Source organism: Gordoniibacillus kamchatkensis (assembly GCF_000829455.1).
Classification (GTDB): domain Bacteria; phylum Bacillota; class Bacilli; order Paenibacillales; family NBRC-103111; genus Gordoniibacillus; species Gordoniibacillus kamchatkensis.
This window is the reverse complement of record NZ_JXAK01000056.1, coordinates 1-22273: the sequence shown is the minus strand read 5'-3', so window position 1 is coordinate 22273 and position 22273 is coordinate 1. Positions and strand designations below refer to the sequence as shown.

Below are 22273 nucleotides of genomic sequence, written 5' to 3'. Positions count from 1 at the left end.
TTTTTCATCGCAAAAATGGTAAGAATGAGATCGGCGGAGGGAGTTCTGCTACGCATCGACATGGCACTCGATTCTCCGACTGTTGTAACCGAGCTAATATTGATGATGGGCAAGTCATATGTCGTCAATTCGTAAAAGGCAATCGGCAAAGCGATGGATAGCGCAAGATTCTAGGTATTCAAGCTGGCAAGAAATAAGAGAATTGACAGTAATGGGAGAGTGATCGCGTGAACGGCCGGCAAGCGGCGGAAATGCTTCATTTGCTTCGGGAAATGAACGCAGAAATCAAAGCGATACGCGGCGATATGTCGGGGCAGGATGCGAAGATCGACGGAGTCGAGCAGAGGGTGGATGCTAAGTTTGATGGCGTGGAACAACGACTGGATGCTAAGATCGATGGCGCGGAGCAATGGTTGAGTAGCAGGATCGATGGAGTCGAGCAGAGGGTGGATGCATTAGACGCCAAAATCGTCGGCGTTGAGCAGGAGCTGGATGCCAAAATCGACAGAGTGGAATGCAGTTTAGGTACGGGGATCAGCTCGCCGAGGGATTCGATTGCGTCTTGCGGACGCATGATCGGCAACATGCGGAACTGGAAGAACGAGCGAGGAAAATCGAAAAAAACATTCGACAGTTGGGCGGCTCAATAGCGAGCCGCCCTTGTCATTGCGTTAAGCCGTATTACCCTTCAATACAAACTATGCCACAAATAAAATGTAGCGTAAGCCTCCCAGCCCGCCCAATTCGCAAACAGCTCTTGCAGCTCTTGCGCGGTCGGCTTGCGGTCCATGCCGAGCTGCTCCCGGACGGCGTTCTGCAGTCCTACATCGCCGATGGGAAAAGCGCGCGGATCGCGCAGACAGCGCATCCGCACATAGTGCGCAGTCCACGGCCCGATGCCGCGGACGCGCACCAGCTCCCGCTCGGCGGCGTCGAAGTCGCCGAGCGCCAGCAGCCCGGCGCGCGACAGCTCGCCGCGGCTCATGAGGGCGGCCGTCTCGAGCACGGCCGCCGCCTTGGCGCGCGTGAGCTGCAGCGACTGCAGCTCGGCGGCGTCCGCGCCGGCGAGTGCGGCAGGCTCCGGGAAGCGCCGGTACGTCCGGCCTTCCCAGAGCACGCTTTCGCCGTAAGCCTCGGTCAGCCTGGCCTTAAGCTTGTAGGCGAAGGCCAGGTTCACCTGCTGGCCGACGATCGCCCAGCAGAGCGCCTCGAACAGGTCCGGGATGCCGACGATCCGCAGCCCGTAAACCGCTCGGCGAGCTCGCCGAGTACAGGATCGCCCGAAGCTAGCCGATGCCAAGGCTCCAGATCGCGGTCCAGATCAAACCACTCGCGGATATAGCGTTGTATGGCTGCCAGCTCATGCTCGTTTTGCGGCTCACCCTGCAGGAAACGAACGCGCAGCACCCGGTCGTCCGGGCAGGATAGCTCCAGCAAAATGCTGCGGCCTGCAGCGCTTCCATCGGCGCCTATTATGGGCGACGTTTCATCCTTGGCGGCTTTACCCGACGGACCGCCGCCTAACGCATCGCCGCTCGACTGTACTCCGTCCCGCGCGGTTTTACCCAAAGTGCCGCAGCCTGCCGCAGCTTCATTCAACGTACCGCCGTCTGACTGTGTCCAACCCGCTGCAATCCCGCCGGCTTGCGCACCGACCGACGCAGCCTCGCCTGATGGACCGCCGCCTGACGCAGCTCCGCTCGCCCGCACTCCATCCGTCGCGGCTCTACCCAAAGCACCGCCGCTAACTACAGCACCGCCAATCCCAGCCCCGCCCAACGGACCGCCGCCCTCCGTAGCGATGCCGCTCGGCGCAGCCTCGTCAGCCGCCGTCGTTGGAATCTTCACCAGCCTTATAACCCGCCCCTCGCGCACCTCGTACAAGCATTCGAGCGGCGACCTCGTCATATACTCAAGGCATTGCTCGAAGCGGAAAGGCTGGCGCACTTCCAGCTCAAAACCGGAATCGCGCATGGCCGCCGTCCTCCACGCCTTCGATGCGCTCGAGCTCGAGCAGTTTGCGCTTCATGGCGAGGCCGCCGCGAAAGCCCGTCAGCTTGCGGTCGGCCCCGACGATCCGGTGGCAAGGCAGCAGCACAGGCACCGGATTGGCGCCGTTCGCCGCGCCGACGGCACGCACCGCCTGCGGCCGCCCGACGGCAACGGCGATGTCGCGGTACGTGCGGGTTTCACCGTACGGCACGCGTCCGAGTGCAGTCCATACTTCTTGCTGAAACGGCGTTCCGATCAGATCGAGGGGCACTTCCGAAAACGACACTTTCTCCCCGGCAAAATACGCCTGCAGCCGCTCGGTCACGCCAGTTCTCCGCAGCCCCGCCGCATCTTCCTGCGGTTCGATTCCCGGTGCAACCCGTTCGATCCAGCCGCGCCAATCCTCAAGTCCCTCATGCGGGAACACAACCCGGCATACGCCTCGTTCCGTCGCCATGAGAAGCCAGCTCTGGCCGCCAAGCTCCAACCTCGTCCACATGAATTGCTGCCTCATCCAATATCTCCCTTTCCTTAATATCAATATCCGGCCTTAGTGTTCCTTGCTTTCGGCGATTTCGCCGCTTGCTTCGCGATAGGCTGTCGGCGACATGCCCGTCTGCTCCCGAAACCACACGGCAAAATGCGATGCGCTCCGAAACCCGACCGCACCCGCAACTTCTAGCACCGGCATCGCTCCTTCCGCCAGCAGCCGTCTTGCTGCCGCCAGCCGCGTCTCATGCAGCCGCTCCATCGGCGTCATCCCGGTTACGCGCTTATACGTCCGCTGCAAATGATACGGCTGATCGCCAGTTGCTGCGCAATCGTCTGCAGCGTGACCCGCTCGCCGTAGCCGGCGGCGATGACGGCATCGGTCTGCGCCGCCAGCATCGCGTCGGGACCGAGTGCGCCCGGCGTTTCCGGCTTGCATCGCTTGCAAGGGCGGAAGCCGTCCCGGATGGCTGCCCGTACGCTGGAGTAAAGCGTTATATTTTCCGGCTTCGGGGTTTTTGCGCGACAGGAAGGCCGGCAGACGATCCGCGTCGTTTTAACGCCCGTGTAATAAATTCCGTCGTAAGTCGACTCTTTCTTCACGATCGAGTCGTATACTTTCTCGAACAGCTCCGTATCCACACTTAGCCCTCCTCGCAGCAAGGCGATTCCTTACATTGCACAGTATACCCCCGACGCCTTGCCGTTCCAAGCTTTTCGGGATACGACAGCAACATTTCGACAGTCCTCTTCATTCGTGGAACTAGCAATCGGCACCGTTTTTCTACCCGGGGCTATAGCATTAACAGGAAAAAGTACCGCTGAATGAGAGGAGAAAAGCGACATGGAGAGATTAGCTGGAAAAGCTCCATCTATGATTGTGACTGCGCACGAAAATTCGGAAAAATGGTAAAATTAGCGGGAGGTTTTCCTGCAAAGGGACCATAATCAGGTGGCGCGAAGAAAAGAACGGGAGGTTTTCCAGCTAAACCGAAATAGCTCGTCCCCAGTTTCTCTGGGGTGCACGATATCGTCCGAAACGTTCACTAGAGACGATGAACCCGACGAGAAGGAGTTCACAATGTCTATGCCTCGCAAATTAAGCTTACAATGGCACCCGCCATCGCCAAACCGCATTCGCCTTCCGAACAACTAACGCCGCCTCTGCCGAGCATCTGCTCCTTGCCCCGCGCTATCACTCCACTCCCCCTCCCAAACCATCGCCGCCTCTGGCAGGCGACCGCTCCTTGCCCACGCTATCGCCTTGCTCCCCCTCCTAAGCCAACGCCGCCTCTGCCGAGCATTCGCTGCTTGTCCCGCCCCGAACCGCCCCCCGCCTCCCGAACCGTCAACGCCGCCTTGCGGACATTGAATTTGACGCGTTTATGCTATACACTATAGCTAACTTATTTCGCGCTGGGAGTGTCGCCATCATGATGACGGAACAAGCGCGGCCCGGACCGGTACGCGTCCGCATCGCCGTCGAAAGCCGCAGCGGCGGGCAGCGGATCGGGCAAGAGGCGGTCGGCGACTGGTACGCGAAGGGCGGACACGCCTACGTACGCTACCCCGAGCCTGCGGCCGAGCTGGGCCGTACGACGACCGTCATCAAGCTGGAGACGAACGCGGTCAAAATTATACGCCAAGGGGAAGTGCGCTCCGAACAAACGTTCATCCCCGGGAAGCGCACAATCGGCTACTACGAAACAGCGCAAGGCAAGCTGGAGCTCGCGGTGAACACCCGCAGCGTGCGCAGCTCCATGCGCGGACCGAACGGCACCGCCCTGCTGCGCTACGACCTGGAAATAGCCGGGGAGCCGGCCGGCACGTACACCGTCAAGCTGACGATTCAGGAGGAACGATCGATATGAGCATGAACGTGCTCGATAGTGTCAAACAAACGTTAAAAGAAGAAATCGCGAGAAGCATCATTGCCGCCGGCATCGTGAGCGAGGGCGAGCTGCCCGAGTTCGTGCTGGAGGTGCCGAAGGAGAAGGCGCACGGCGACTTCGCCACCAACGTAGCCATGCAGCTCACCCGCATCGCGAAGAAGAGTCCGCGCGAAATCGCGCAGGCGATCGCCGACAACCTGCAGCGGGACAAGGCCCATGTCGCGCAGATCGAAATCGCCGGACCGGGCTTCATCAACTTCCGTATGAACAAAAGCTATCTGCATCCGATCGTGCGGCAAGTGGTGGAGGCCGGCGACAAGTACGGCTCGGTCAATGTCGGCGGCGGCCAAAAATTCAGGTCGAATTCGTCAGTGCCAATCCGACCGGCTCCCTCCATCTCGGCCACGCCCGCGGAGCGGCTGTCGGAGATGCGCTGTGCAACTTGCTGCAGCTGGCGGGATACGACGTACGCGCGAATACTATATCAACGATGCCGGCAACAGGTGCTGAACCTGGCCAAATCGCTCGAAGCCCGCTACCGGCAAGCGTTAGGCCTCGAGGCTGAGATGCCGGAGGACGGTTATTACGGCGAGGACATTAAGCAATTTGCCGCCGAACTGGCGCAGGAGCAGGGGGATAAGCTGCTCAGCCTGCCGGAAGAAGAGCGTTTGAGCTTTTTCCGCTCGTACGGCTTGTCCAAGGAACTGGACAAAATCAAACGCGACCTGGCCCGCTTTCGCGTTCATTTCGACGAATGGTTTTCCGAGACGTCGATCTACGAGAGCGGCGCGATTGGCGAGGTGCTGGCCGAAATCCGCGCTCAGGGCCACATTTTCGAGCAGGACGGAGCGACGTGGCTGCGTACGACGACGTACGGCGACGACAAAGACCGGGTGCTCATCAAGAATGACGGCACGTATACCTATTTGACCCCGGATATCGCTTACCACCGCAACAAGTACCGCCGGGGCTACGACCGGATGATCAACATATGGGGCGCCGACCATCACGGCTACATTCCGCGCATGAAAGCGGCGATGTCGGCTCTCGGCTACGATGCCGAGAAGCTGACGGTGCTGATCGCGCAGATGGTGTCGCTGTTCCAGAACGGCGAGAAGGTGAAAATGTCCAAAAGAACCGGCAAGGCGGTCACGATGGAAGATTTGATGGACGAAGTCGGCGTCGATCCGATGCGCTACTTTTTCACGATGCGCAGCATGGATTCGCACCTCGATTTCGACATGGACCTGGCGGTCTCCAAATCGAACGACAACCCGGTGTTCTATGTACAATATGCGCATGCGCGCATATGCAGCATTTTCCGGCAAGCGGAAGAGCAGGGAATTGCCGTGCTGCCCGTAGAGCAGGTCGACTTGTCCCGTTTGACGACGGAAGAAGAGTTCGATCTTTTGCGGAAAATGGGCGAGCTTCCTGAAGAGGTGGAAGTCGCCGCTGCGCAATATGCGCCGCACCGCCTCATCCGTTACGTCTACGAGCTGGCCAGCCAATTCCACAGCTACTACAAGGCGGAGCGGGTCATCATCCACGAGGACGAGACGCTGACGCAAGCGCGGCTTGCCCTTCTGACCGCGCTGCGCATCGTCATCGCGGGCGTGCTCCGCGTCGTCGGAGTTTCGGCGCCGGAACGGATGTAATTACCCTTTCTTTTTCAATAAAAGCGTTAATGCCCGTCTTGCATGGGCCCGGCCGGCAGTAATGCCGGTCTTTTTGGTTGGGAATGGCGTCGCCGCCCGCTTCAGCAATTCTTTGATCTGCAGCGGCTTCAAATTCGGCTGCGCGGACAACAGCAGCGCGATAATGCCGCTAACGTGCGAGGTTGCCATCGACGTGCCGCTCAGCTGGTGATATTTGCCGTTCAGCCATGCGGAATAAATGGCTTCGCCGGGAGCGAACACGTCGATGCGCCGCCCGCGGTTCGTGAACGGGGCAATTTTGCCGGCCATCGTCGTTGCTCCGACGGAGATGACTTGCGGGAAACGGGCCGGATAGTCGACGAAAGCCCGCTTGCCGTCATTGCCGGACGAGGCTACGATCACTTTGCCGGCGCGGTAGGCGTTCTCCACCGCAAGCTCCAGCGACTTGTTGTATGTCTTCATGCCGAAGCTCATGTTGATAATGTCGAGATCGTTTTGCACGCACCAATCGATGCCGGCGATAATGTCCGAGACGTAAGCGCTCCCGGCGTGATCGAACGCCTTGACGGCGTGAATCGTCGCTCTCGGCGCGACGCCGACGACGCCGTTCGGCGTTATACCCGAGCCGGCGATCGTGCCGGCGATATGCGTCCCGTGTCCGTTGTCGTCGATCGGCAGCAGCGAGCGGTTGACAAGATTGATGCCGCGTCCGATGCAATGCCTCAGATCCGGGTGCGTCGGATCGATGCCGGTGTCGATGACGCCAATCCGGACGCCCCCGCCTGTCGCTTTGTGCCAGGCTTGCGGCGCTCGCACCTGATTGACGCCCCAAGGAATATATGGAAGCGACGCCAGCCTGCGCGCTGCGGCGACCCCCGCCGCTTTGGCCCGCGGCGGCCGGGGGGCGTGAACGGTAGTGACCCGATCCGCTTCGGCGCAAGTGATGAAGGGGAAGGCGAGCAGACTGGCTGTAGGTCGAACGGGGCAAGAGATGGCATTGATGATAGGCAGCGGCTTGATGCCGCGCAAGTTCGGAAACGAGCCGGCCCGGCGCTTCCACTGAGTGATGCAGGCGCGGTACGCCGCCCGGCTCTTGAAGCGGATGATAAGCCTGCGGGACGATGCTGCCGTTTTGCCGATTTCGTCATCCAGACGCTCCAGGAATCGAACGGAATCCACTAGCGATGCCTCCACTCGCGAGAGAGTATGATGCTATTGGCATCGTATGTCCGAACGTGGGAGCCCGTCTCCGCAGGTTCCCTTTTTGCCGAAAATAGGCCGTATTCCGTGTCACCCCGCGGATTCCCACATACGATGGAAATAGGGACGCGGTTCACGGACCTCGCTGCCGGAAAAGGCAAGGCCACCCGTTCCAAGGATACAGTCATAAGCGGAGGGGTTTCTCGCGTCCCCGTTCGGGTGCGGAGAGGGCCTCTCCGCTTATTTTGCCGTGCGGCCGGGGTGTACGCAGTTGCATTTTTGAACGAAATAAGGTTTACTTAATGAAGATAATGGCGAGGCTCTACTTAGCGGCTGGACAATTTATCGAAGCTCGAAGGGATGGATGTGCTTCATATGAGTCAATATGCACTCAAATTCAGCGAAGAACAGGCGAAAGAAATGCCGATGGTGGATTTGGCGTTCGAAGTGTTGAAGGCGGCCAATACCCCGTTCTATTACCGCGATCTGATGGCCGAAATCGCCAAGATCAAAGGCTTGTCGGACGACCAAGTGATGCAGGTTATCGCCCAACTATATACGGAAATCAACATTGACGGCCGGTTCGCCTGCGTCGGCACCAACCTGTGGGGACTGAAGCGCTGGTACCCGGTGGAGAAGTCCGAGGATACGGTGGGCAGCGGCAAACGTCCGCGCATCATCAACGACGACGACGACGATCTCGACGACGAGGAGCTGTACGCGGAAGAGGAAGAAGAAGCATATGTCGCCGAGGAAGACGAGTTCGACGCCTTCAACGCCGACCGCGACGAATTCGACACGGCGGAAGAAGCCGAAGAGGATAGCGAATTTTTCGAAGAGGAAGAAGTCGCCGAGGAAGAAGTCGAGGGCGACGAAGAGACCGAGGACGGGGACGACGCGTTCGACGAAGAGGAGTATGATGCGGACGACGAGGAAGAAGACAAATAAAGAGCCGCAGCTTGCAAAAGCGCACGTCCGCAGACGGCGCAGACCGGTTCGACGGGCATAGGCTGTTTATCCTTGACACGGTCGTCCGCACCATGTAAACTATTGCATGGGCTTTAAAAGAAACTTAACAATTTTGTAAATAATAAAAGTGCCCCGTGAGGAGCGGGTGTCACTTTTTTTGTTTTTTCCGCGGTTACGACCGACCCCCAAACAAGCCAACATTGAGGAGGTTACATAATGACGAAGTATATTTTTGTGACGGGTGGTGTCGTATCCTCCTTAGGCAAAGGGATTACGGCGGCTTCGCTCGGACGGCTGCTCAAGAACCGCGGGCTGAAGGTCACGATCCAGAAGTTCGATCCTTACATCAATGTCGATCCGGGTACGATGAGCCCCTATCAGCACGGCGAAGTGTTCGTTACCGACGACGGCGCCGAAACCGACCTCGACCTCGGCCACTATGAGCGGTTCATCGACATCAACTTGACGAAAAACAGCAACGTGACGACAGGCAAAGTATATTCGTCCGTCATTTCGAAGGAGCGCCGCGGCGAATATCTCGGCGGCACGGTGCAGGTTATCCCGCACATTACGAACGAGATCAAGGACCGCATTCTCCGCGCCGGCCGCGAAGCGCAGTCGGACGTCGTCATTACCGAAATCGGCGGTACGGTCGGCGATATCGAGAGCTTGCCGTTCCTCGAAGCGATCCGCCAAATGAAAAACGATATCGGGCGGAACAACGTGATGTACATTCACGTCACGCTTATCCCTTATATTAAAGCGGCCGGGGAAGTGAAGACGAAGCCGACGCAGCACAGCGTCAAAGAGCTGCGCGGGCTCGGCATTCAGCCGCACGTCATCGTGTGCCGCACCGAATATCCGCTGGCCGACGATCTGAAGCGGAAAATCGCCCAGTTCTGCGACGTCGAGCCGGAAGCCGTCATCGAATGCATCGACGCCGAAACGCTGTACGAGGTGCCGATGCTGCTGCGCGAGGAGGGGTTGGACGACATCGTCGTGAAGCACCTCGGCCTGAAGGCCGGCGCGCCGGACATGACGGAATGGGAAAGCCTCGTCGGCCGCATGAAAAACTTGAAGCATACGACGGAGATCGCCATCGTCGGCAAATACGTGGCGCTGCACGACGCTTACCTCAGTATCGTCGAAGCGCTTGACCACGCCGGCATCGAGAGCAATACCGAAGTCAATATCCGCTGGGTAAACGCCGAGGAAGTGTACGACGATAACGTCGACAGCCTGCTTTCCGGCGTGCATGGCATTCTCGTCCCGGGCGGCTTCGGCGACCGCGGCATCGAGGGCAAAGTGACGGCGATCCGCTATGCGCGCGAGAACAAGATTCCGTTCTTCGGCATCTGCCTCGGCATGCAGGTGGCTGTCGTCGAATACGCGCGCAGCGTAGTCAGGCTCGAAGGCGCCAACTCGTCCGAAATCAACCCGGCGACCCCGTACCCGGTCATCGATCTGCTGCCGGAGCAGAAAGATATCGAGAATCTCGGCGGCACGATGCGGCTCGGCTTATATCCGTGCAAAATCGTTCCCGGCTCGCTGGCGATGGACTGCTATCAGGACGAGCTCGTCTACGAGCGCCATCGCCACCGGTACGAATTCAACAACGAATTCCGCGATTTGATCGAAACCGCCGGCCTCAAAGTATCCGGAACTTCGCCGGACGGAAGGCTTGTGGAGATGATCGAGCTCCCGGATCATCCGTGGTTCCTGGCGGTGCAATTCCATCCGGAGTTCACCTCGCGCCCGAACCGGCCGCAGCCGCTGTTCCGCGAGTTCGTCAAGGCCGCCTTCCAGCTCGCGCACTAACGCCGGCTTGAACGAGCGGTGGAGCGAACTGGGGCAAAAGGGAAAGTCTTCAACTTTTGTTTGATCCGAGCAGGAATCTCTCTTTGGATAGCGAACTATGTTTACTAACGGCTCCAAAGGAGGGTATCGGGTTGAAAAGAAAAGTGTTGATCGTCGACGACCAGAACGGTATTCGCGTGCTGCTGATGGAAGTGTTTAGCAACGAAGGGTATGACACGTATCAAGCCTCGAATGGAAAGCTGGCGCTGGAAATCGTCCGCAACGTCACACCGGACCTTGTGCTGCTAGATATGAAAATTCCCGGGATGGACGGACTTGACATCCTGAAGCATATTAAAAGCATGAACCCCGCCATCAAAGTCATTATGATGACCGCTTACGGCGAGCTGGACATGATCAAGGAGGCGACCGACCTCGGCGCGATCATGCATTTCACGAAGCCGTTCGACATCGACGAGCTGCGGATGGCCGTCAACAACCAGCTTCGCAATCAACCGAACAGCGGTTTTGCCGTCGGATCCTGATTTCAGGATCCTTTTTTCTTTTGCGCCGTTCCGGGTCCGCCTCGGTTACAATTGCACCGGATTGTGATATAATAGGGCAGTATGACAACGAGCGGTCCCTAATAGAGACGCAGACAATTACAAACTAGGCGTAGGAGGAAGAGTCATGCCATTAGTTTCAATGAACGAGTTTTTGCCTAAAGCCAAGGCGGGCAAGTTTGCGGTAGGACAATTCAACATGAACAACCTGGAATTCGCGCAAGCATCATGGAAGCGGCTATGGAGCTGAAATCGCCGTTCATCTACGGCGTCAGCGAAGGCGCTCTGAAGTATATGGGCATCGAATTTACGGTAGCGATGGCCGAAGCGGCGGCGAAGAAGTCCGGTTTGCCGATCGCTCTGCACCTCGACCACGGCTCGAGCTTCGACGTCGCGATGAAATGTATCCGCGCCGGCTTCAGCTCCGTCATGTTTGACGGCTCGCACCATCCGTACGAAGAGAACATCCGCCTGACCAAAGAGATCGTGAAAGCGGCGCATGCGATGGGCGTATCCGTCGAGGGCGAACTCGGCACGATCGGCGGCGTGGAAGACGATATTTCCGTTGAAGAAGAGAACGCCAACCTGGCGAAGCCGGAAGAGGCGATCCGTTTCTACGAAGAGACCGGCGTCGACGCGCTGGCGATTGCCGTAGGCACGGCGCACGGCATGTATGCCGGCGAGCCGAACATCCATTATGACATCATCGAGAAGGTAGCTGCCGCGATTCCGGCTCCGATCGTACTGCACGGCGGTTCCGGCGTACCGGACGAAATGATCAAGAAATCGATCCAGGCCGGCGTAGGCAAAATCAACGTCAACACCGAAAACCAAGTGGCAATGACGGAAACGATCCGCGAGGTGCTGGCGAAGGACGCGAAAGTGTACGACCCGCGCAAATATTTGACCCCGGCTCGCAAAGCGATGATCGAAGTCGTCAAATCCAAAATTTTGCTGTTCGGCAGCAACAACCAAGCGTAATTTCCACCCCGCACGCCATACCGGAAAACGCCGCGCCCCGCCCGGGCGCAGCGTTTTCCGCTCACCTTTTTTTCGCCAACTCCAATGTTCCTCGTCATCACGACACACACCACGGCTTGTAAGCAGCTTGTAGGGGGAAGAAACGTTCTATGGAAAAACTGATGATTGCCGGAGGCCGGCCGCTGCGCGGTACGGTGCAGATCAGCGGAGCGAAGAACAGCGCCGTTGCGCTGGTTCCCGCGGCGATTTTGGCGGAGACTGCCGTAACGCTCGACAATTTGCCGCATCTGAGCGATGTGAGCACGTATGTGGAACTGCTTAGCGAGCTTGGCGGCAACGTGGATTGGAACGGCGATTCGATGGTGATCGATCCGAGCCGGATGAAATCACTGCCGATGCCGAACGGCAAAGTCAAAAAGCTGCGCGCTTCGTATTACTTGATGGGCGCTCTGCTTGGACGGTTCGGCGAAGCGACTATCGGCCTTCCCGGCGGCTGCAATTTCGAGCCGAGACCGATCGATTTGCACATTAAAGGCTTCGAGGCGCTCGGCGCCGAAGTCAGCAATGAGAACGGCGCACTGCACATCAAAGCGAAAGAGCTGCGCGGCGCCAAAATTTACCTTGATATGGCAAGCGTCGGAGCGACGATTAACATTATGCTCGCGGCTTCGCGCGCCAAAGGTTCCACAACGATCGAAAATGCGGCCAAAGAGCCTGAAATTATAGATGTTGCTACGCTTCTCAATTCGATGGGCGCCAAGATCAAGGGCGCCGGAACCGAGACGATTCGCATCGAAGGCGTCGATTCGCTGCACGGCTGCCGGCATTCCATTATTCCCGACCGCATTCAAGCCGGCACTTATATGATCGCAGCCGCAGCAACCCGCGGCGACGTTACCGTCGACGGCGTCATTCCGAAGCATATGGAGGCTTTGACGGCCAAGCTGCAAGAGATGGGCGTACATATTTACGAGATGGACGAATCGATTCGCGTCGTCGGCCAGCCGGAATATCATAGCGTCGACGTGAAAGCGCTCGTCTATCCGGGCTTCGCGACCGATTTGCAATCGCCGATGACCAGCCTGCTCTGCCATGCAAACGGGGTCAGCATATTGACCGATCACGTATACAGCAACCGCTTCAAGCACGTGCCCGAGCTCGTGCGCATGGGGGCGAAAATAAAAGTCGAAGGCCGCTCCGCCGTCATCGAGAAATCGATGCTGAGCGCGGCCAAAGTGAAAGCGACCGATTTGCGCGCCGGCGCGGCGCTTGTCATTGCGGCGCTCAGCGTGCCGGGCGGAGGGGTATCCGAAATTACCGGCGTGGAATACATTGATCGCGGCTACGAAAATTTGGTGTACAATTTGGCCGCGCTCGGCGCTGAAATATGGAGGACGGACGAACCGTAAAGCGAGAGGAATAATTTCTCTCGCTTTCGGCAATGCTAAAAGCATTTGGTAGAAACTGATGACATTTTAATAGTTTGGTGGTTGATTACGTAATGGATATGCATTTGGCGCAACTGGAAGCGTTGAAACTGACTGAGTTATACAAGCTCGCCAAAAACTATCAAATCCCGGCTTACGGGCAAATGAAGAAGAAGGAACTGATTTTTGCCATCCTTCGGGCGCAAGCGGAGCAAGGCGGCCTCATGTTCATGGAAGGCGTGCTCGAAGTGCTGCAGGAAGGCTTCGGGTTTCTAAGGCCGATCAACTATTTGCCGAGTTCCGAAGACATCTATATTTCCGCTTCGCAAATCCGCAAATTCGATTTGCGCTCCGGCGATCTCGTATCCGGCAAATGCCGGCCGCCGAAAGAGAACGAGCGGTATTTCGGGTTGCTGCAGGTCGAGGCCGTGAACGGCGAGAGCCCATCCTCGGCGGCAGAACGGCTTCATTTTCCCGCCCTCACCCCTCTTTATCCTCAGCAGAAAATCACGATGGAGACTACCCCCGAGAAGCTGTCGACTCGCATTATGGACCTGCTCGCTCCCGTAGGACTCGGACAACGCGGCCTGATCGTCGCCCCGCCTAAAGCCGGCAAGACGCTTCTGCTGAAGGAAATCGCGAACAGCATTTCCACCAACTATCCGGATATCGAGCTGTTCGTGCTGCTGATCGATGAGCGGCCGGAGGAAGTGACGGATATGCAGCGCTCGGTGAAAGGGGAGGTTGTCGCTTCCACGTTCGACGAGCTGCCGGAGAACCATATCAAGGTGGCTGAGCTCGTCATGGAGAGGGCGCAGCGTCTCGTCGAGCATAAGAAGGACGTCGTCATTTTGCTGGACAGCATTACCAGGCTTGCCCGCGCCTACAACCTCGTCGTTCCGCCTACCGGCCGGACGCTGTCGGGGGGCATCGATCCGGGCGCGTTCCACAGGCCGAAGCGGTTTTTCGGAGCGGCGCGCAACATCGAGGAGGGCGGCTCGCTCACTATTCTGGCGACGGCGCTTGTCGAGACCGGATCGCGTATGGACGACGTCATTTATGAAGAATTTAAAGGCACGGGCAACCTGGAGCTGCACCTCGACCGGAAGCTGGCCGAGCGCCGCGTGTTCCCGGCCATCGACATTCGCCGCTCGGGTACGCGCCGCGAAGAGATGCTGCTGTCCAAAGAAGAGCTGGAGAAAATTTGGGCGATCCGCAAAAGCATGAACGACTCTCACGAATATACGGAAGCGTTCCTCAAGAAGCTGGCCGAGACGAAAACGAACCAGGAGTTTCTCGATTCGATCGAGAAGCCGCAGACATCGGCGTCGGGCGGCGGCAAGCGGGTGAAAAGCCCGGCTTCGTAACCTCGCGCAGCTCCCTGATTCGGCATGAAAAGCCGCCTCTTACATCGTGGACAGGGCTCTGAATGGAGCTTTCCTAAAGCAGAAAGCAAGGTGCAAGACTATGAATTTAGTGTACGCAGACGCACAAGGCAACGTATTCGACCATCCCGGCTACACCGCTCTTGGGCGAAACGGCGATATGATCACGGAAATTATGGAGGAGGAGCTCATTCCGCTTCCGGAAGGGGCGACTCTCGTCAGTTTGCCGAATACGCGGCCTGTCGCCATCGACGCCGAATCCGGCGACATGGTGCCGGTGCCGGGGGACGTTACGGCGGTCGGAGCGCTGCTGCCGCAAGGGTTCACCCGGCTGCTGCTGCCGAGCTACGTGAAAACGGACAAAACGGCGCTGCTGCCGCTGTTCGGCTATACGGCCGTCGTCTGGAAAGACGGGCAATTTTATGTCGCCGCCGACCCGACGGACGAACCGGAGCCGTGGAATCCGCGCAATTGCGATCCGGACGAGCTGGAGGTGCAGGTCGACCGCTTGCTGAAGCAGTATCCTGACAACCGGCTGTACCAGCATTTGTCGCATTGCGCCCTCGGCTACGAATGCCTTACGGCATCCAATACGTTCCTGCACCGTCTTGAAGGCGCCGTACCGGTTTCTTATACGTGCAACGCCGGCTGCCACGGCTGCATTTCCGAGCAGCCCGACGACAGCGGCTTTCCGGCGCCGCAGACGAGGATGAACTTCAAGCCGACGGCGGAAGAGATCGTTCAAGTGATGCTGGAGCATCTGCGCGAGCCGGACAGCATCATCTCGTTCGGCCAAGGGTGCGAAGGCGAACCGGCAACGATGGCGGCGCTCATCATTCCGGCTATTCGCGAGGTGCGCGAGAAGACGAAGCTCGGTTACATCAACATCAACACGAACGCGGGGCTGACCGACCATATCCGCGGCATCGTCGATGCCGGGCTCGATTTAATGCGGGTAAGCACCATAAGCGCTTTGGACGACCATTATAACGCCTACTACAAGCCGCGCGGCTACACGCTCAAAAACGTGGAGAAGTCGCTTCGTTACGCCGCCGATAAAGGTGTCATCACATCGATTAACTACCTCGTGTTCCCGGGCGTGACCGACCGCGAGGAAGAGATCGAGGCTATGCTCGATTTTGCCCGCCGCACCGGACTCAAGCTGATCCAGATGCGCAACCTGAACCTCGACCCCGAGAGCTACTTCGGCATTATTCCGAAGCCGCGCGGCGAGGTGCTCGGGATGAAGCAGATGCTGGACATTTTCCGGGAGGAGCTGCCGGACGTCGTGATCGGCTCCTACACGCATGTGCCCTCGTTCTACGAGCGGCGGCACGGAGGGACGGTTCCAACTCGCTAAGGTGCAGGCTATGCTATTGCGCCAGGCGACGCGTTCGTGTTATAATCGAACTCGTGTCCATTGAACTCTGGATTCGCAAAGAGTCCAGGGCGGAAAGAGGTGAACGAAATGAAAGAAGCGATTCAACCGAAATATCACGTCACTACCGTAACTTGCGCTTGCGGCAACACGTTCGAGACGGGTTCCGTGAAGCCGAACCTGCGCGTCGAGATTTGCTCGAACTGCCATCCGTTCTTTACGGGCAAGCAGAAGTTCATCGATGCCGGCGGCCGCGTAGATAAATTCAAGAAAAAATACGGAATGTAAAATGCCGCTCTTTCCCTCGCGGGAAGTCGGCATAACGGCACCTCCCTCGGGTACTCTATCCGGTAGACGGAAGCTCGCGCTTTCGCGAACGGGTAACTACCGAGGGAGGTGTTTTTGTGTTTCGTTCCAAACCGCTTCTCCTGCTGACGATATGCTCCCTGATCGCCGCCGGGGGCTGCAGCACGAGCCGCTATCATAATGCCGACGGCTCCGTCAAAGCGCAAAATTATCCGACGGACGGGTATATGGGCCTGACCAGCGCCAATCCGAACGATCCGATGAACCCGACGCACCATCATTATCGGGACGATTTTCGGATGATGCACCAAGTGATCGCGCGCATTCCGGGAGTCCAGGATTCGGCGATCAACGTGAACGGGCCGCACGCCCGCATCGACCTTGAGCTGAAAAAGGGGACCTCGCAAGCCGAGGCGACCCGCATCCGCGATCAAGCTTACCATGCTTTGAGCCAGAGCATGCCGCGCTATATCATCGAAGTAACGACAAGCATCCATTGATGGCTTTGGGGAATCTCACAACGACATTGGCTTGGCGCAAAGGCGCGAAGCAGGCGGCCAACCGCGCCATGGGAGCGGATGCCGATCGGCTCTGCGGCTTCCCGGCAGCAACCTCCAGTTGCAGTTTTCATGCCGATCGGCTATACTTAAGTTCGGCCGGGTCCTCCGCAATGGATGCCCGTGAAATTGGTCAGGTCCGGAAGGAAGCAGCCATAAGCGGGATGTTTCATGTGCCGGAGAGTGCCTGGCTTTTATTTTTTTAAAATCGATAACTTTTGCACTGAACAGGTCTTTCGCTCAGCGGCAGCTGAGGCGGAAGACCTTATTTGCGTTTTGACGCTTTTGCCGGCAGGGAAAATAAGGGAGAATGCAGAATTTTTAGAGAATCGAGCTTGTACAAGCTTCAGAACATATCCTTTCTTATCCTTTCGGAGGTGAGTTCATGAAACCGGCTGATTCGCTTGTCGGAATTTGCTCCGACTTGGATAGTATGATCCGCCGCGTAGCTTCGTTCCGCCACCACGAAGCTGTCCTGCTCGCCCCTTCCGGCCAGGTTATTGCCGCTAGCCGCAAGTTCGCGGCTCGCCTCGGTTATACGATGGAGGAAATGCGCGGCGTCCCCATTGACCGATACGTGCAGACCGATCTTCCTTTACGGCAAGCGCTCTCCGACCCAGGCCACGATCCGGCTCAAGACGATAGGAATGGCGACTGCCTCGTGACCATCCGGACAAAAAACAACCTTACGTACCAGGCGCCATGCGCACTTTTTCCGCTGGCGGGCCAAGACATTGAAGCATACTTGATGCTGCTTTCGGGCAGCGGGAGCGAAGGCTGTTCGGGCGGGGAGTCCGGATTGCTGCAGCGATTTACCGATACGTTTATGAAGGACGTCAATTTAGGCGTCATGCTGATCGGCCTCGATTACACCGTCATCAGCGTCAACGAAAAAGCTTGCGCCATTCTCGGCTGCGGCCGCGAGCAAATGATACGTCGGCCGGTGGACGACATTTTCGCCGCGGTGCCGGAGCAGCATCGCCTTGTGCAGCGCACGATGCTGGACGGAGTCATCGTCCGCAATCACGCCGTCTCGTGGACGAACCACGACCGGCGCTACGACCTGCTGCTGGATTCCAACGTGCTTCGCGACCCGGGGGGCCGCATCGTCGGGGCTTACGTCATGTTTAAGGACGTCACCAATTTGCGCTCTCTCGAGGCACAGGTGCAGCGCAGCGACCGGCTGGCGATGATCGGCCAGATTGCCGCCGGGACCGCCCACGAAATCCGCAACCCGCTTACCTCGATCAAAGGCTTCCTGCAACTGCTCAGAGCGACGTTCGAGCAGCGCGAGATGGCCAAGGAACGCAGCTTCACCGACGTGATGCTAAGCGAAATCGACCGCATCAACGAGCTGGTCAGCGAATTTCTGCTGCTGAGCAAGCAAAAAGAAGCTCTGCTGGCTGAAGTGGACATTCAGCACGTGTTGCGCGGCATTTTGCCGATCATTGAGAGCGAGGCGCTTCTGCATAACTGCGAAGTACAGTATGAGCCGCTGCCGTCCGTTCCCCCGGTTACCGCCGACCAAGAGATGCTGAAGCAAGTCTTCCTGAACATATGCAAAAACGGCATCGAAGCCATGCCCGACGGCGGCATTTTGACCATTGCCGAGAAACTTGACCAAGGCGACCGCAAGCTGCTCATCGATATCCGTGATACGGGCCCGGGCATCCCCTTATTTCTGGTCGATAAAATTTTCGACCCGTTCTTTACGACGAAAGAGCACGGCACAGGGCTCGGCCTCTCGGTGTGCCAACGCATCATCCACGACATCGGCGGCACGATCCGCGTCTCTTCCAAAGGCTATGGCACGACGTTCACCATAGGTATCCCTTTCTCCTGATTTGGTGTATAATGTTACAATAATTCAAGGTGAATTATTGGAGAGAAAATCATGGCTCACATCGCTTTATACCGGACGTACCGGTCGCAAAGCTTCGCGGAAGTCGTCGGACAGAAGCATATCGTACAGACGCTGCAAAACTCGCTGCGGGAGAAGCGCCTCAACCATGCGTACTTGTTCAGCGGGCCCCGCGGCACCGGGAAGACGAGTGTGGCGAGAATTTTGGCCAAAGCCGTCAACTGCGAGCGCGGTCCGGCGGAGGAGCCGTGCAACGAGTGCGCCGCATGCCGGCGCATTACCGAAGGAGCGGTCATGGACGTCGTCGAGATCGACGCGGCGTCGAACCGCGGCGTCGAAGAGATTCGCGACATTCGCGACAAAGTCAAATACGCGCCGACGGAAGTACGGCAGAAGGTATACATCATCGACGAAGTTCACATGCTGACGACGGAGGCGTTCAACGCCTTGCTGAAGACGCTCGAAGAGCCTCCGGCGCACGTCATGTTCATCCTCGCCACTACCGAGTCGCACCGGCTGCCGGCGACGATCATTTCGCGCTGCCAGCGCTACGATTTTCGCCGGGTGCCGCTTGAGGAGCAGGTCGGCCACATTCGGTTTATCGCCGAAAAGGAAGGCATCCGGATCAGCGACGAGGCGCTGCACCAGATTGCACGTCTGTCGGACGGCGGGATGCGCGACGCTTTGAGCTTGCTTGACCAGATTATCGCCTTTTCCGGCGAGCAGGTGGAGCTTTCCGACGTCCTTTCGATTACGGGCGGGCTCGCCGGGGAGCAGTTCGAACGGCTTGTAACCGCTATGCGGGAGCGGGATATCGGGACATCGATGGAACTTGTCGACGCCTTCATGCAGGAAGGCAAGAGCGCGGATAAGTGCATGGAAAGCCTGATTCAATATTTCCGCGATCTTCTCGTGGTGCGAATGCTGCCCCAGTCGAAACAGCTGACCGAACGGATTTGGAACGCGAAACAGCTGGCCGAGGTCGCCGCCCCGTTCTCGCCGCAAGAGCTGATGCGAATTATCGAAACGCTCAATCATTATTTGAGCGAGATGAAATATTCGGTGCAGCCGCAAACGTTGTTCGAGGTCGCGATCATGAAAGCGTGCACCGCGGATTTGTCCGCTGCCGCCGGAGCGGAGACGGCGGCTGCATTAGCGGCGGCAGGCGCGGGGGCGGATTCCGCCGCAGTGATGGAGCTGACGCGCAAAGTGCAGCGGCTGGAGGAGCAACTGCAGAAGCTGCTGCAATCCGGCGTCGCCGCAGGCGTTGCCGAAGCCGGCGCACCCGCCGGCCGGGCGTCGGCCTCAGGGCGGGCGGGGGCTTCGGCTGCAGCGCCGATACGCAAGTCGAGCGTGAAGCTGCAAGGATTTTTGCCGTCCGTAGGTACTCCGGAGCTGCGCGCCGTGCTCTCTGCGTGGAATAACATCCTCACTGCGGTGAAGGAGCGCAAAATCACCGTTCACGCCTGGCTTGTCGACGGTGAGCCTGTGGGCGTGCAGGACGACACGGTGCTGCTTGCTTTCAAAAGCGCCATGCACCGCGATACGACCGAGAAGCCGGCCAACCGCCAGCTGATCGAGCAGGTAATGAGCGAGATGCTCGGCAAGCCGACGCAATTTGCGACGGTGATGATGAAAGAGTGGAAGGACGCGCAGTCCTCCGCAGCCGACGCGCAGGCCCCGCAGGAGACGATGCGGCTCGAGCATGAAGACGAGATCGCGGCACGTCCGAAGGAAGAGTGGATTTCCGAGGCGATTCAGCTGTTCGGCGACAACCTCGTTTCGATCCAGGACGATTGACGAGGGATATATCATCGATAAGGAGACTTGATCCCATGAACCAAATGCAACAAATGATGAAGCAAGTGAAGAAAATGCAGGAGCAAATGCTCAAAACCCAGGAAGCTCTCGCCGCCAAAACCGTGGAAGGCTCTGCGGGCGGCGTAGTGACCGTAACGGCCAACGGCCAGAAGAAAATTCTCAGCATCGCGATCAAACCGGAGGCCGTAGACCCGGAAGACGTCGAGATGCTGCAGGACTTAGTTCTCACCGCCGTTAACGACGCGCTGGCCAAAGCCGACGAATTGGCCAACAATGACATGGGCAAGCTGACCGGCGGCATGAACATTCCGGGCTTGTTCTAAGCTCGAATCAGAAGGAGACCTTCGTTTGTTTTATCCCGAACCGATATCGCGACTGATCGACGCCTTCTCCCGTCTGCCCGGTGTCGGGCCCAAGACGGCAGGGCGTCTTGCGTTTCATGTGCTGCGGATGAAAGAGGACGACGTCCTCGATTTCGCCAAAGCGCTCGTCAACGTGAAGCGGGGCCTTCATTATTGTTCCGTGTGCTGCAACATCACCGACATCGACCCTTGCCGCATCTGCCAGGACAAAAGCCGCGACCGTTCCGTGATTTGCGTCGTGCAGGAACCGAAAGATCTTGTGGCGATGGAGCGGACCAAAGAGTTTCAAGGCTATTATCATGTGCTGCACGGCGCTATTTCGCCGATGGAAGGGATCGGTCCCGATCAAATTCATATTCCCGAGCTGCTCAAGCGGCTCAGCGACGAAAGTGTGCAGGAGCTCATTCTGGCTACGAACCCGAACGTTGAGGGCGAGGCGACGGCTATGTACTTGTCCAGGCTCGTCAAAGGATTCGGCTTGAAAGTGACGCGCATCGCGCACGGTCTGCCTGTCGGAGGCGACCTCGAGTACGCCGATGAAGTGACGCTGACCAAAGCGCTGGAAGGGCGCAGAGAATTATAAAAGACTGGATCAAAAGCAAAAACTCGCTGCACTCCGGTGCCCGAGTTTTTGCTTTTTTGTTCTAGCAGGGCTCCACTTCTCATATTCATAGTCTAGGTGTTTTTGACGACGAATGTGGAGGAGGTAGGGGACATGCAGGCAGCCTTTCTATTCCAGTGGTTGCAGCCGCGCAGAGGCAAGCATATCGATGAGGAGCGCCTCAGAAAGTATGAACTTTGGCAGGAAATACGCAAAGCGCATGCGGAATGGAGGCTTGCGCAGGACAGGCTGGACTATGTCGTGGAAAATGACCAGATCGATTATGCCATCTATGCGCTGGAGGCGGCCGAGAAACGGTACGAAATGCTGTTGAAAGCCGCCAAAAGGGCCAAGCTGAGCTTGGTCGACAGCGACCGCGTTACGGAGGTGGGCATGTGAGGGTCGCGATGTGGGTTGTGCTGGCCGTATGTGCATTGCTTTTGCTTGTCGTCGTGCTGCGCAACCGGGTTGCCGGGCGATGGCTCACTTACCTTGCGCTAAATGTGGTCGTCGCTGCTTTCTTGCTTTATTTTGTGAATTTGTTAAGCTCCTATACCCATTTCACGCTGCCTATTAATGTAGCGACTTTGTGCACGGTCGGCATTCTTGGCGTTCCCGGCTTGTTCTTGCTCGCGGCGTTGAAGCTGGTGGTTTTATGATGGCGAAGATGGCGAAAATTGTTTGCTGTCCATGGTTGACTTCTAGTTTTGAAATGTGATATTTTATTATTCGCCGCTTCGAAAGCAATAGACGAGGTTAATGAATCTAGAAACTTCCAGTTGCATTGGACACGGCGAATGTGATATATTATAAAAGTCGCCGCTGAAACGGCTGGCGATGAAAAGCAAGACGATTGCTCCTTGAAAACTGAATGACGAGTGAGAGGTTTTCGCAAGAAAACAAACACGCAAGTGTTAAGTAAGAGCTGTAGATTCAAACTTTATTGGAGAGTTTGATCCTGGCTCAGGACGAACGCTGGCGGCGTGCCTAATACATGCAAGTCGAGCGGATCCTCGTGCTTCCTTCGGGAAGCACTG

General features: G+C 57.7%; 22 protein-coding genes, 1 rRNA gene, 1 other RNA gene and 2 pseudogenes. 20 read left to right on the top strand and 6 right to left on the bottom strand.

Features of this window, described 5'->3' with window-relative positions; all coding sequences use genetic code 11:
• Window positions 1-227 precede the first annotated feature (227 nt).
• Entirely contained in the window at window positions 228-650 is a 423-nt protein-coding gene (locus tag SD70_RS33955) for a hypothetical protein (protein WP_052487867.1), read from the top strand.
• Between the two features lie 38 nt (window positions 651-688).
• Here the strand turns inward: SD70_RS33955 and SD70_RS38640 are convergent, their stop codons facing one another.
• Genes SD70_RS38640 through SD70_RS38625 form a run of 5 tightly spaced genes read right to left on the bottom strand, consistent with a single transcriptional unit; the run spans window position 689 to window position 3123 of the window.
• Window positions 689-1177, bottom strand: a complete 489-nt coding sequence (locus tag SD70_RS38640) for a DNA-3-methyladenine glycosylase family protein (RefSeq protein ID WP_052487866.1) — start codon at window positions 1175-1177, stop codon at window positions 689-691.
• Window positions 1174-1974: a hypothetical protein gene (locus tag SD70_RS38635; RefSeq protein ID WP_052487865.1), complete on the bottom strand. Its 801-nt coding sequence runs from the start codon at window positions 1972-1974 to the stop codon at window positions 1174-1176. Before SD70_RS38635 ends, SD70_RS38640 begins: the two co-directional genes overlap by 4 nt.
• Window positions 1955-2506, bottom strand: a complete 552-nt coding sequence (locus tag SD70_RS25300; RefSeq protein ID WP_041050813.1) for a methylated-DNA--[protein]-cysteine S-methyltransferase — start codon at window positions 2504-2506, stop codon at window positions 1955-1957. The genes SD70_RS38635 and SD70_RS25300 overlap by 20 nt, the downstream gene beginning before the upstream one ends.
• 36 nt (window positions 2507-2542) lie before the next feature.
• On the bottom strand, window positions 2543-2752 hold the full coding sequence (locus SD70_RS38630) for a helix-turn-helix domain-containing protein (RefSeq protein WP_231571530.1): 210 nt from the start codon (window positions 2750-2752) through the stop codon (window positions 2543-2545).
• A 5-nt stretch (window positions 2753-2757) separates the two neighbouring features.
• Window positions 2758-3123, bottom strand: a complete 366-nt coding sequence (locus tag SD70_RS38625; RefSeq protein ID WP_231571524.1) for an Ada metal-binding domain-containing protein — start codon at window positions 3121-3123, stop codon at window positions 2758-2760.
• A gap of 791 nt (window positions 3124-3914) precedes the next feature.
• On the opposite strand from SD70_RS38625, the gene SD70_RS25290 reads away from it, so the two are divergent.
• Window positions 3915-4352 carry a DUF1934 domain-containing protein gene (locus SD70_RS25290; protein WP_041050811.1) on the top strand — a complete coding sequence of 146 codons (438 nt, stop codon included), beginning with the start codon at window positions 3915-3917 and terminating at the stop codon, window positions 4350-4352.
• 2 nt (window positions 4353-4354) lie between these two features.
• A pseudogene (gene argS / locus SD70_RS25285) lies at window positions 4355-6028 on the top strand (arginine--tRNA ligase).
• On the opposite strand, the gene SD70_RS25280 reads toward argS, so the two are convergent.
• Window positions 6029-7207: a S8 family peptidase gene (locus SD70_RS25280; protein ID WP_041050809.1), complete on the bottom strand. Its 1179-nt coding sequence runs from the start codon at window positions 7205-7207 to the stop codon at window positions 6029-6031.
• 396 nt (window positions 7208-7603) lie between these two features.
• Between SD70_RS25280 and rpoE the strand changes: the two genes are divergently transcribed.
• The 17 genes and pseudogenes from rpoE to SD70_RS37170 form a co-directional block, all read left to right on the top strand.
• A complete protein-coding gene (rpoE, locus tag SD70_RS25275) occupies window positions 7604-8176 on the top strand; it encodes a DNA-directed RNA polymerase subunit delta (RefSeq protein WP_041050807.1) in 573 nt (190 codons plus the stop codon).
• Between the two features lie 237 nt (window positions 8177-8413).
• A complete protein-coding gene (locus tag SD70_RS25270; RefSeq protein ID WP_041050805.1) occupies window positions 8414-10015 on the top strand; it encodes a CTP synthase in 1602 nt (533 codons plus the stop codon).
• A 185-nt stretch (window positions 10016-10200) separates the two neighbouring features.
• Window positions 10201-10539 (top strand): response regulator, encoded by a 339-nt coding sequence (locus SD70_RS25265; RefSeq protein WP_269432531.1) that lies wholly within the window; start codon window positions 10201-10203, stop codon window positions 10537-10539.
• A 145-nt stretch (window positions 10540-10684) separates the two neighbouring features.
• Window positions 10685-11538: pseudogene (gene fba, locus SD70_RS25260) on the top strand (class II fructose-1,6-bisphosphate aldolase).
• A 149-nt stretch (window positions 11539-11687) separates the two neighbouring features.
• Window positions 11688-12947, top strand: coding sequence for a UDP-N-acetylglucosamine 1-carboxyvinyltransferase (locus SD70_RS25255; RefSeq protein WP_041050801.1), 1260 nt, complete (start codon window positions 11688-11690; stop codon window positions 12945-12947).
• Between the two features lie 92 nt (window positions 12948-13039).
• Window positions 13040-14332: a transcription termination factor Rho gene (gene rho, locus SD70_RS25250; protein WP_041050798.1), complete on the top strand. Its 1293-nt coding sequence runs from the start codon at window positions 13040-13042 to the stop codon at window positions 14330-14332.
• A 100-nt stretch (window positions 14333-14432) separates the two neighbouring features.
• The gene (locus tag SD70_RS25245) at window positions 14433-15710 is read left to right on the top strand and encodes a radical SAM protein (RefSeq protein ID WP_041050797.1); all 1278 of its coding nucleotides are present in this window, start codon (window positions 14433-14435) and stop codon (window positions 15708-15710) included.
• A gap of 108 nt (window positions 15711-15818) precedes the next feature.
• Window positions 15819-16016 carry a 50S ribosomal protein L31 gene (gene rpmE, locus SD70_RS25240; RefSeq protein ID WP_041050796.1) on the top strand — a complete coding sequence of 66 codons (198 nt, stop codon included), beginning with the start codon at window positions 15819-15821 and terminating at the stop codon, window positions 16014-16016.
• A gap of 116 nt (window positions 16017-16132) precedes the next feature.
• Entirely contained in the window at window positions 16133-16534 is a 402-nt protein-coding gene (locus SD70_RS25235; RefSeq protein WP_052487864.1) for a hypothetical protein, read from the top strand.
• A 154-nt stretch (window positions 16535-16688) separates the two neighbouring features.
• An RNA gene (gene ffs, locus SD70_RS35305) (signal recognition particle sRNA small type) lies at window positions 16689-16787 on the top strand.
• A 189-nt stretch (window positions 16788-16976) separates the two neighbouring features.
• A complete protein-coding gene (locus SD70_RS25225) occupies window positions 16977-18434 on the top strand; it encodes an ATP-binding protein (RefSeq protein ID WP_156158183.1) in 1458 nt (485 codons plus the stop codon).
• 51 nt (window positions 18435-18485) lie between these two features.
• Window positions 18486-20252 carry a DNA polymerase III subunit gamma/tau gene (gene dnaX, locus SD70_RS25220; RefSeq protein ID WP_041050793.1) on the top strand — a complete coding sequence of 589 codons (1767 nt, stop codon included), beginning with the start codon at window positions 18486-18488 and terminating at the stop codon, window positions 20250-20252.
• 35 nt (window positions 20253-20287) lie between these two features.
• Window positions 20288-20596: a YbaB/EbfC family nucleoid-associated protein gene (locus SD70_RS25215; protein ID WP_041050791.1), complete on the top strand. Its 309-nt coding sequence runs from the start codon at window positions 20288-20290 to the stop codon at window positions 20594-20596.
• Window positions 20597-20621: 25 nt separating this feature from the next.
• Window positions 20622-21218: a recombination mediator RecR gene (recR, locus tag SD70_RS25210; RefSeq protein WP_041050789.1), complete on the top strand. Its 597-nt coding sequence runs from the start codon at window positions 20622-20624 to the stop codon at window positions 21216-21218.
• 132 nt (window positions 21219-21350) lie between these two features.
• Window positions 21351-21635 carry a DUF2508 family protein gene (locus tag SD70_RS25205; RefSeq protein ID WP_041050787.1) on the top strand — a complete coding sequence of 95 codons (285 nt, stop codon included), beginning with the start codon at window positions 21351-21353 and terminating at the stop codon, window positions 21633-21635.
• Complete coding sequence (locus SD70_RS25200) at window positions 21632-21895, top strand: pro-sigmaK processing inhibitor BofA family protein (RefSeq protein ID WP_041050785.1); 264 nt, start codon at window positions 21632-21634, stop codon at window positions 21893-21895. The genes SD70_RS25205 and SD70_RS25200 overlap by 4 nt, the downstream gene beginning before the upstream one ends.
• Before the next feature lie 281 nt (window positions 21896-22176).
• A 16S ribosomal RNA gene (locus tag SD70_RS37170) occupies window positions 22177-22273 on the top strand; the annotation flags it as partial.

Coding starts and splice junctions, on each gene's coding strand:
- SD70_RS38635 (WP_052487865.1), bottom strand. CDS start 1,974: ATGCGCGATTCCGGTTTTGAGCTGGAAGTGCGCCAGCCTTTCCGCTTC.
- SD70_RS25300 (WP_041050813.1), bottom strand. CDS start 2,506: ATGAGGCAGCAATTCATGTGGACGAGGTTGGAGCTTGGCGGCCAGAGC.
- SD70_RS38630 (WP_231571530.1), bottom strand. CDS start 2,752: ATGACGCCGATGGAGCGGCTGCATGAGACGCGGCTGGCGGCAGCAAGA.
- SD70_RS25290 (WP_041050811.1), top strand. CDS start 3,915: ATGATGACGGAACAAGCGCGGCCCGGACCGGTACGCGTCCGCATCGCC.
- rpoE (WP_041050807.1), top strand. CDS start 7,604: ATGAGTCAATATGCACTCAAATTCAGCGAAGAACAGGCGAAAGAAATG.
- SD70_RS25270 (WP_041050805.1), top strand. CDS start 8,414: ATGACGAAGTATATTTTTGTGACGGGTGGTGTCGTATCCTCCTTAGGC.
- SD70_RS25265 (WP_269432531.1), top strand. CDS start 10,201: ATGGAAGTGTTTAGCAACGAAGGGTATGACACGTATCAAGCCTCGAAT.
- SD70_RS25255 (WP_041050801.1), top strand. CDS start 11,688: ATGGAAAAACTGATGATTGCCGGAGGCCGGCCGCTGCGCGGTACGGTG.
- rho (WP_041050798.1), top strand. CDS start 13,040: ATGGATATGCATTTGGCGCAACTGGAAGCGTTGAAACTGACTGAGTTA.
- SD70_RS25245 (WP_041050797.1), top strand. CDS start 14,433: ATGAATTTAGTGTACGCAGACGCACAAGGCAACGTATTCGACCATCCC.
- rpmE (WP_041050796.1), top strand. CDS start 15,819: ATGAAAGAAGCGATTCAACCGAAATATCACGTCACTACCGTAACTTGC.
- SD70_RS25225 (WP_156158183.1), top strand. CDS start 16,977: ATGAAACCGGCTGATTCGCTTGTCGGAATTTGCTCCGACTTGGATAGT.
- dnaX (WP_041050793.1), top strand. CDS start 18,486: ATGGCTCACATCGCTTTATACCGGACGTACCGGTCGCAAAGCTTCGCG.
- SD70_RS25215 (WP_041050791.1), top strand. CDS start 20,288: ATGAACCAAATGCAACAAATGATGAAGCAAGTGAAGAAAATGCAGGAG.
- SD70_RS25205 (WP_041050787.1), top strand. CDS start 21,351: ATGCAGGCAGCCTTTCTATTCCAGTGGTTGCAGCCGCGCAGAGGCAAG.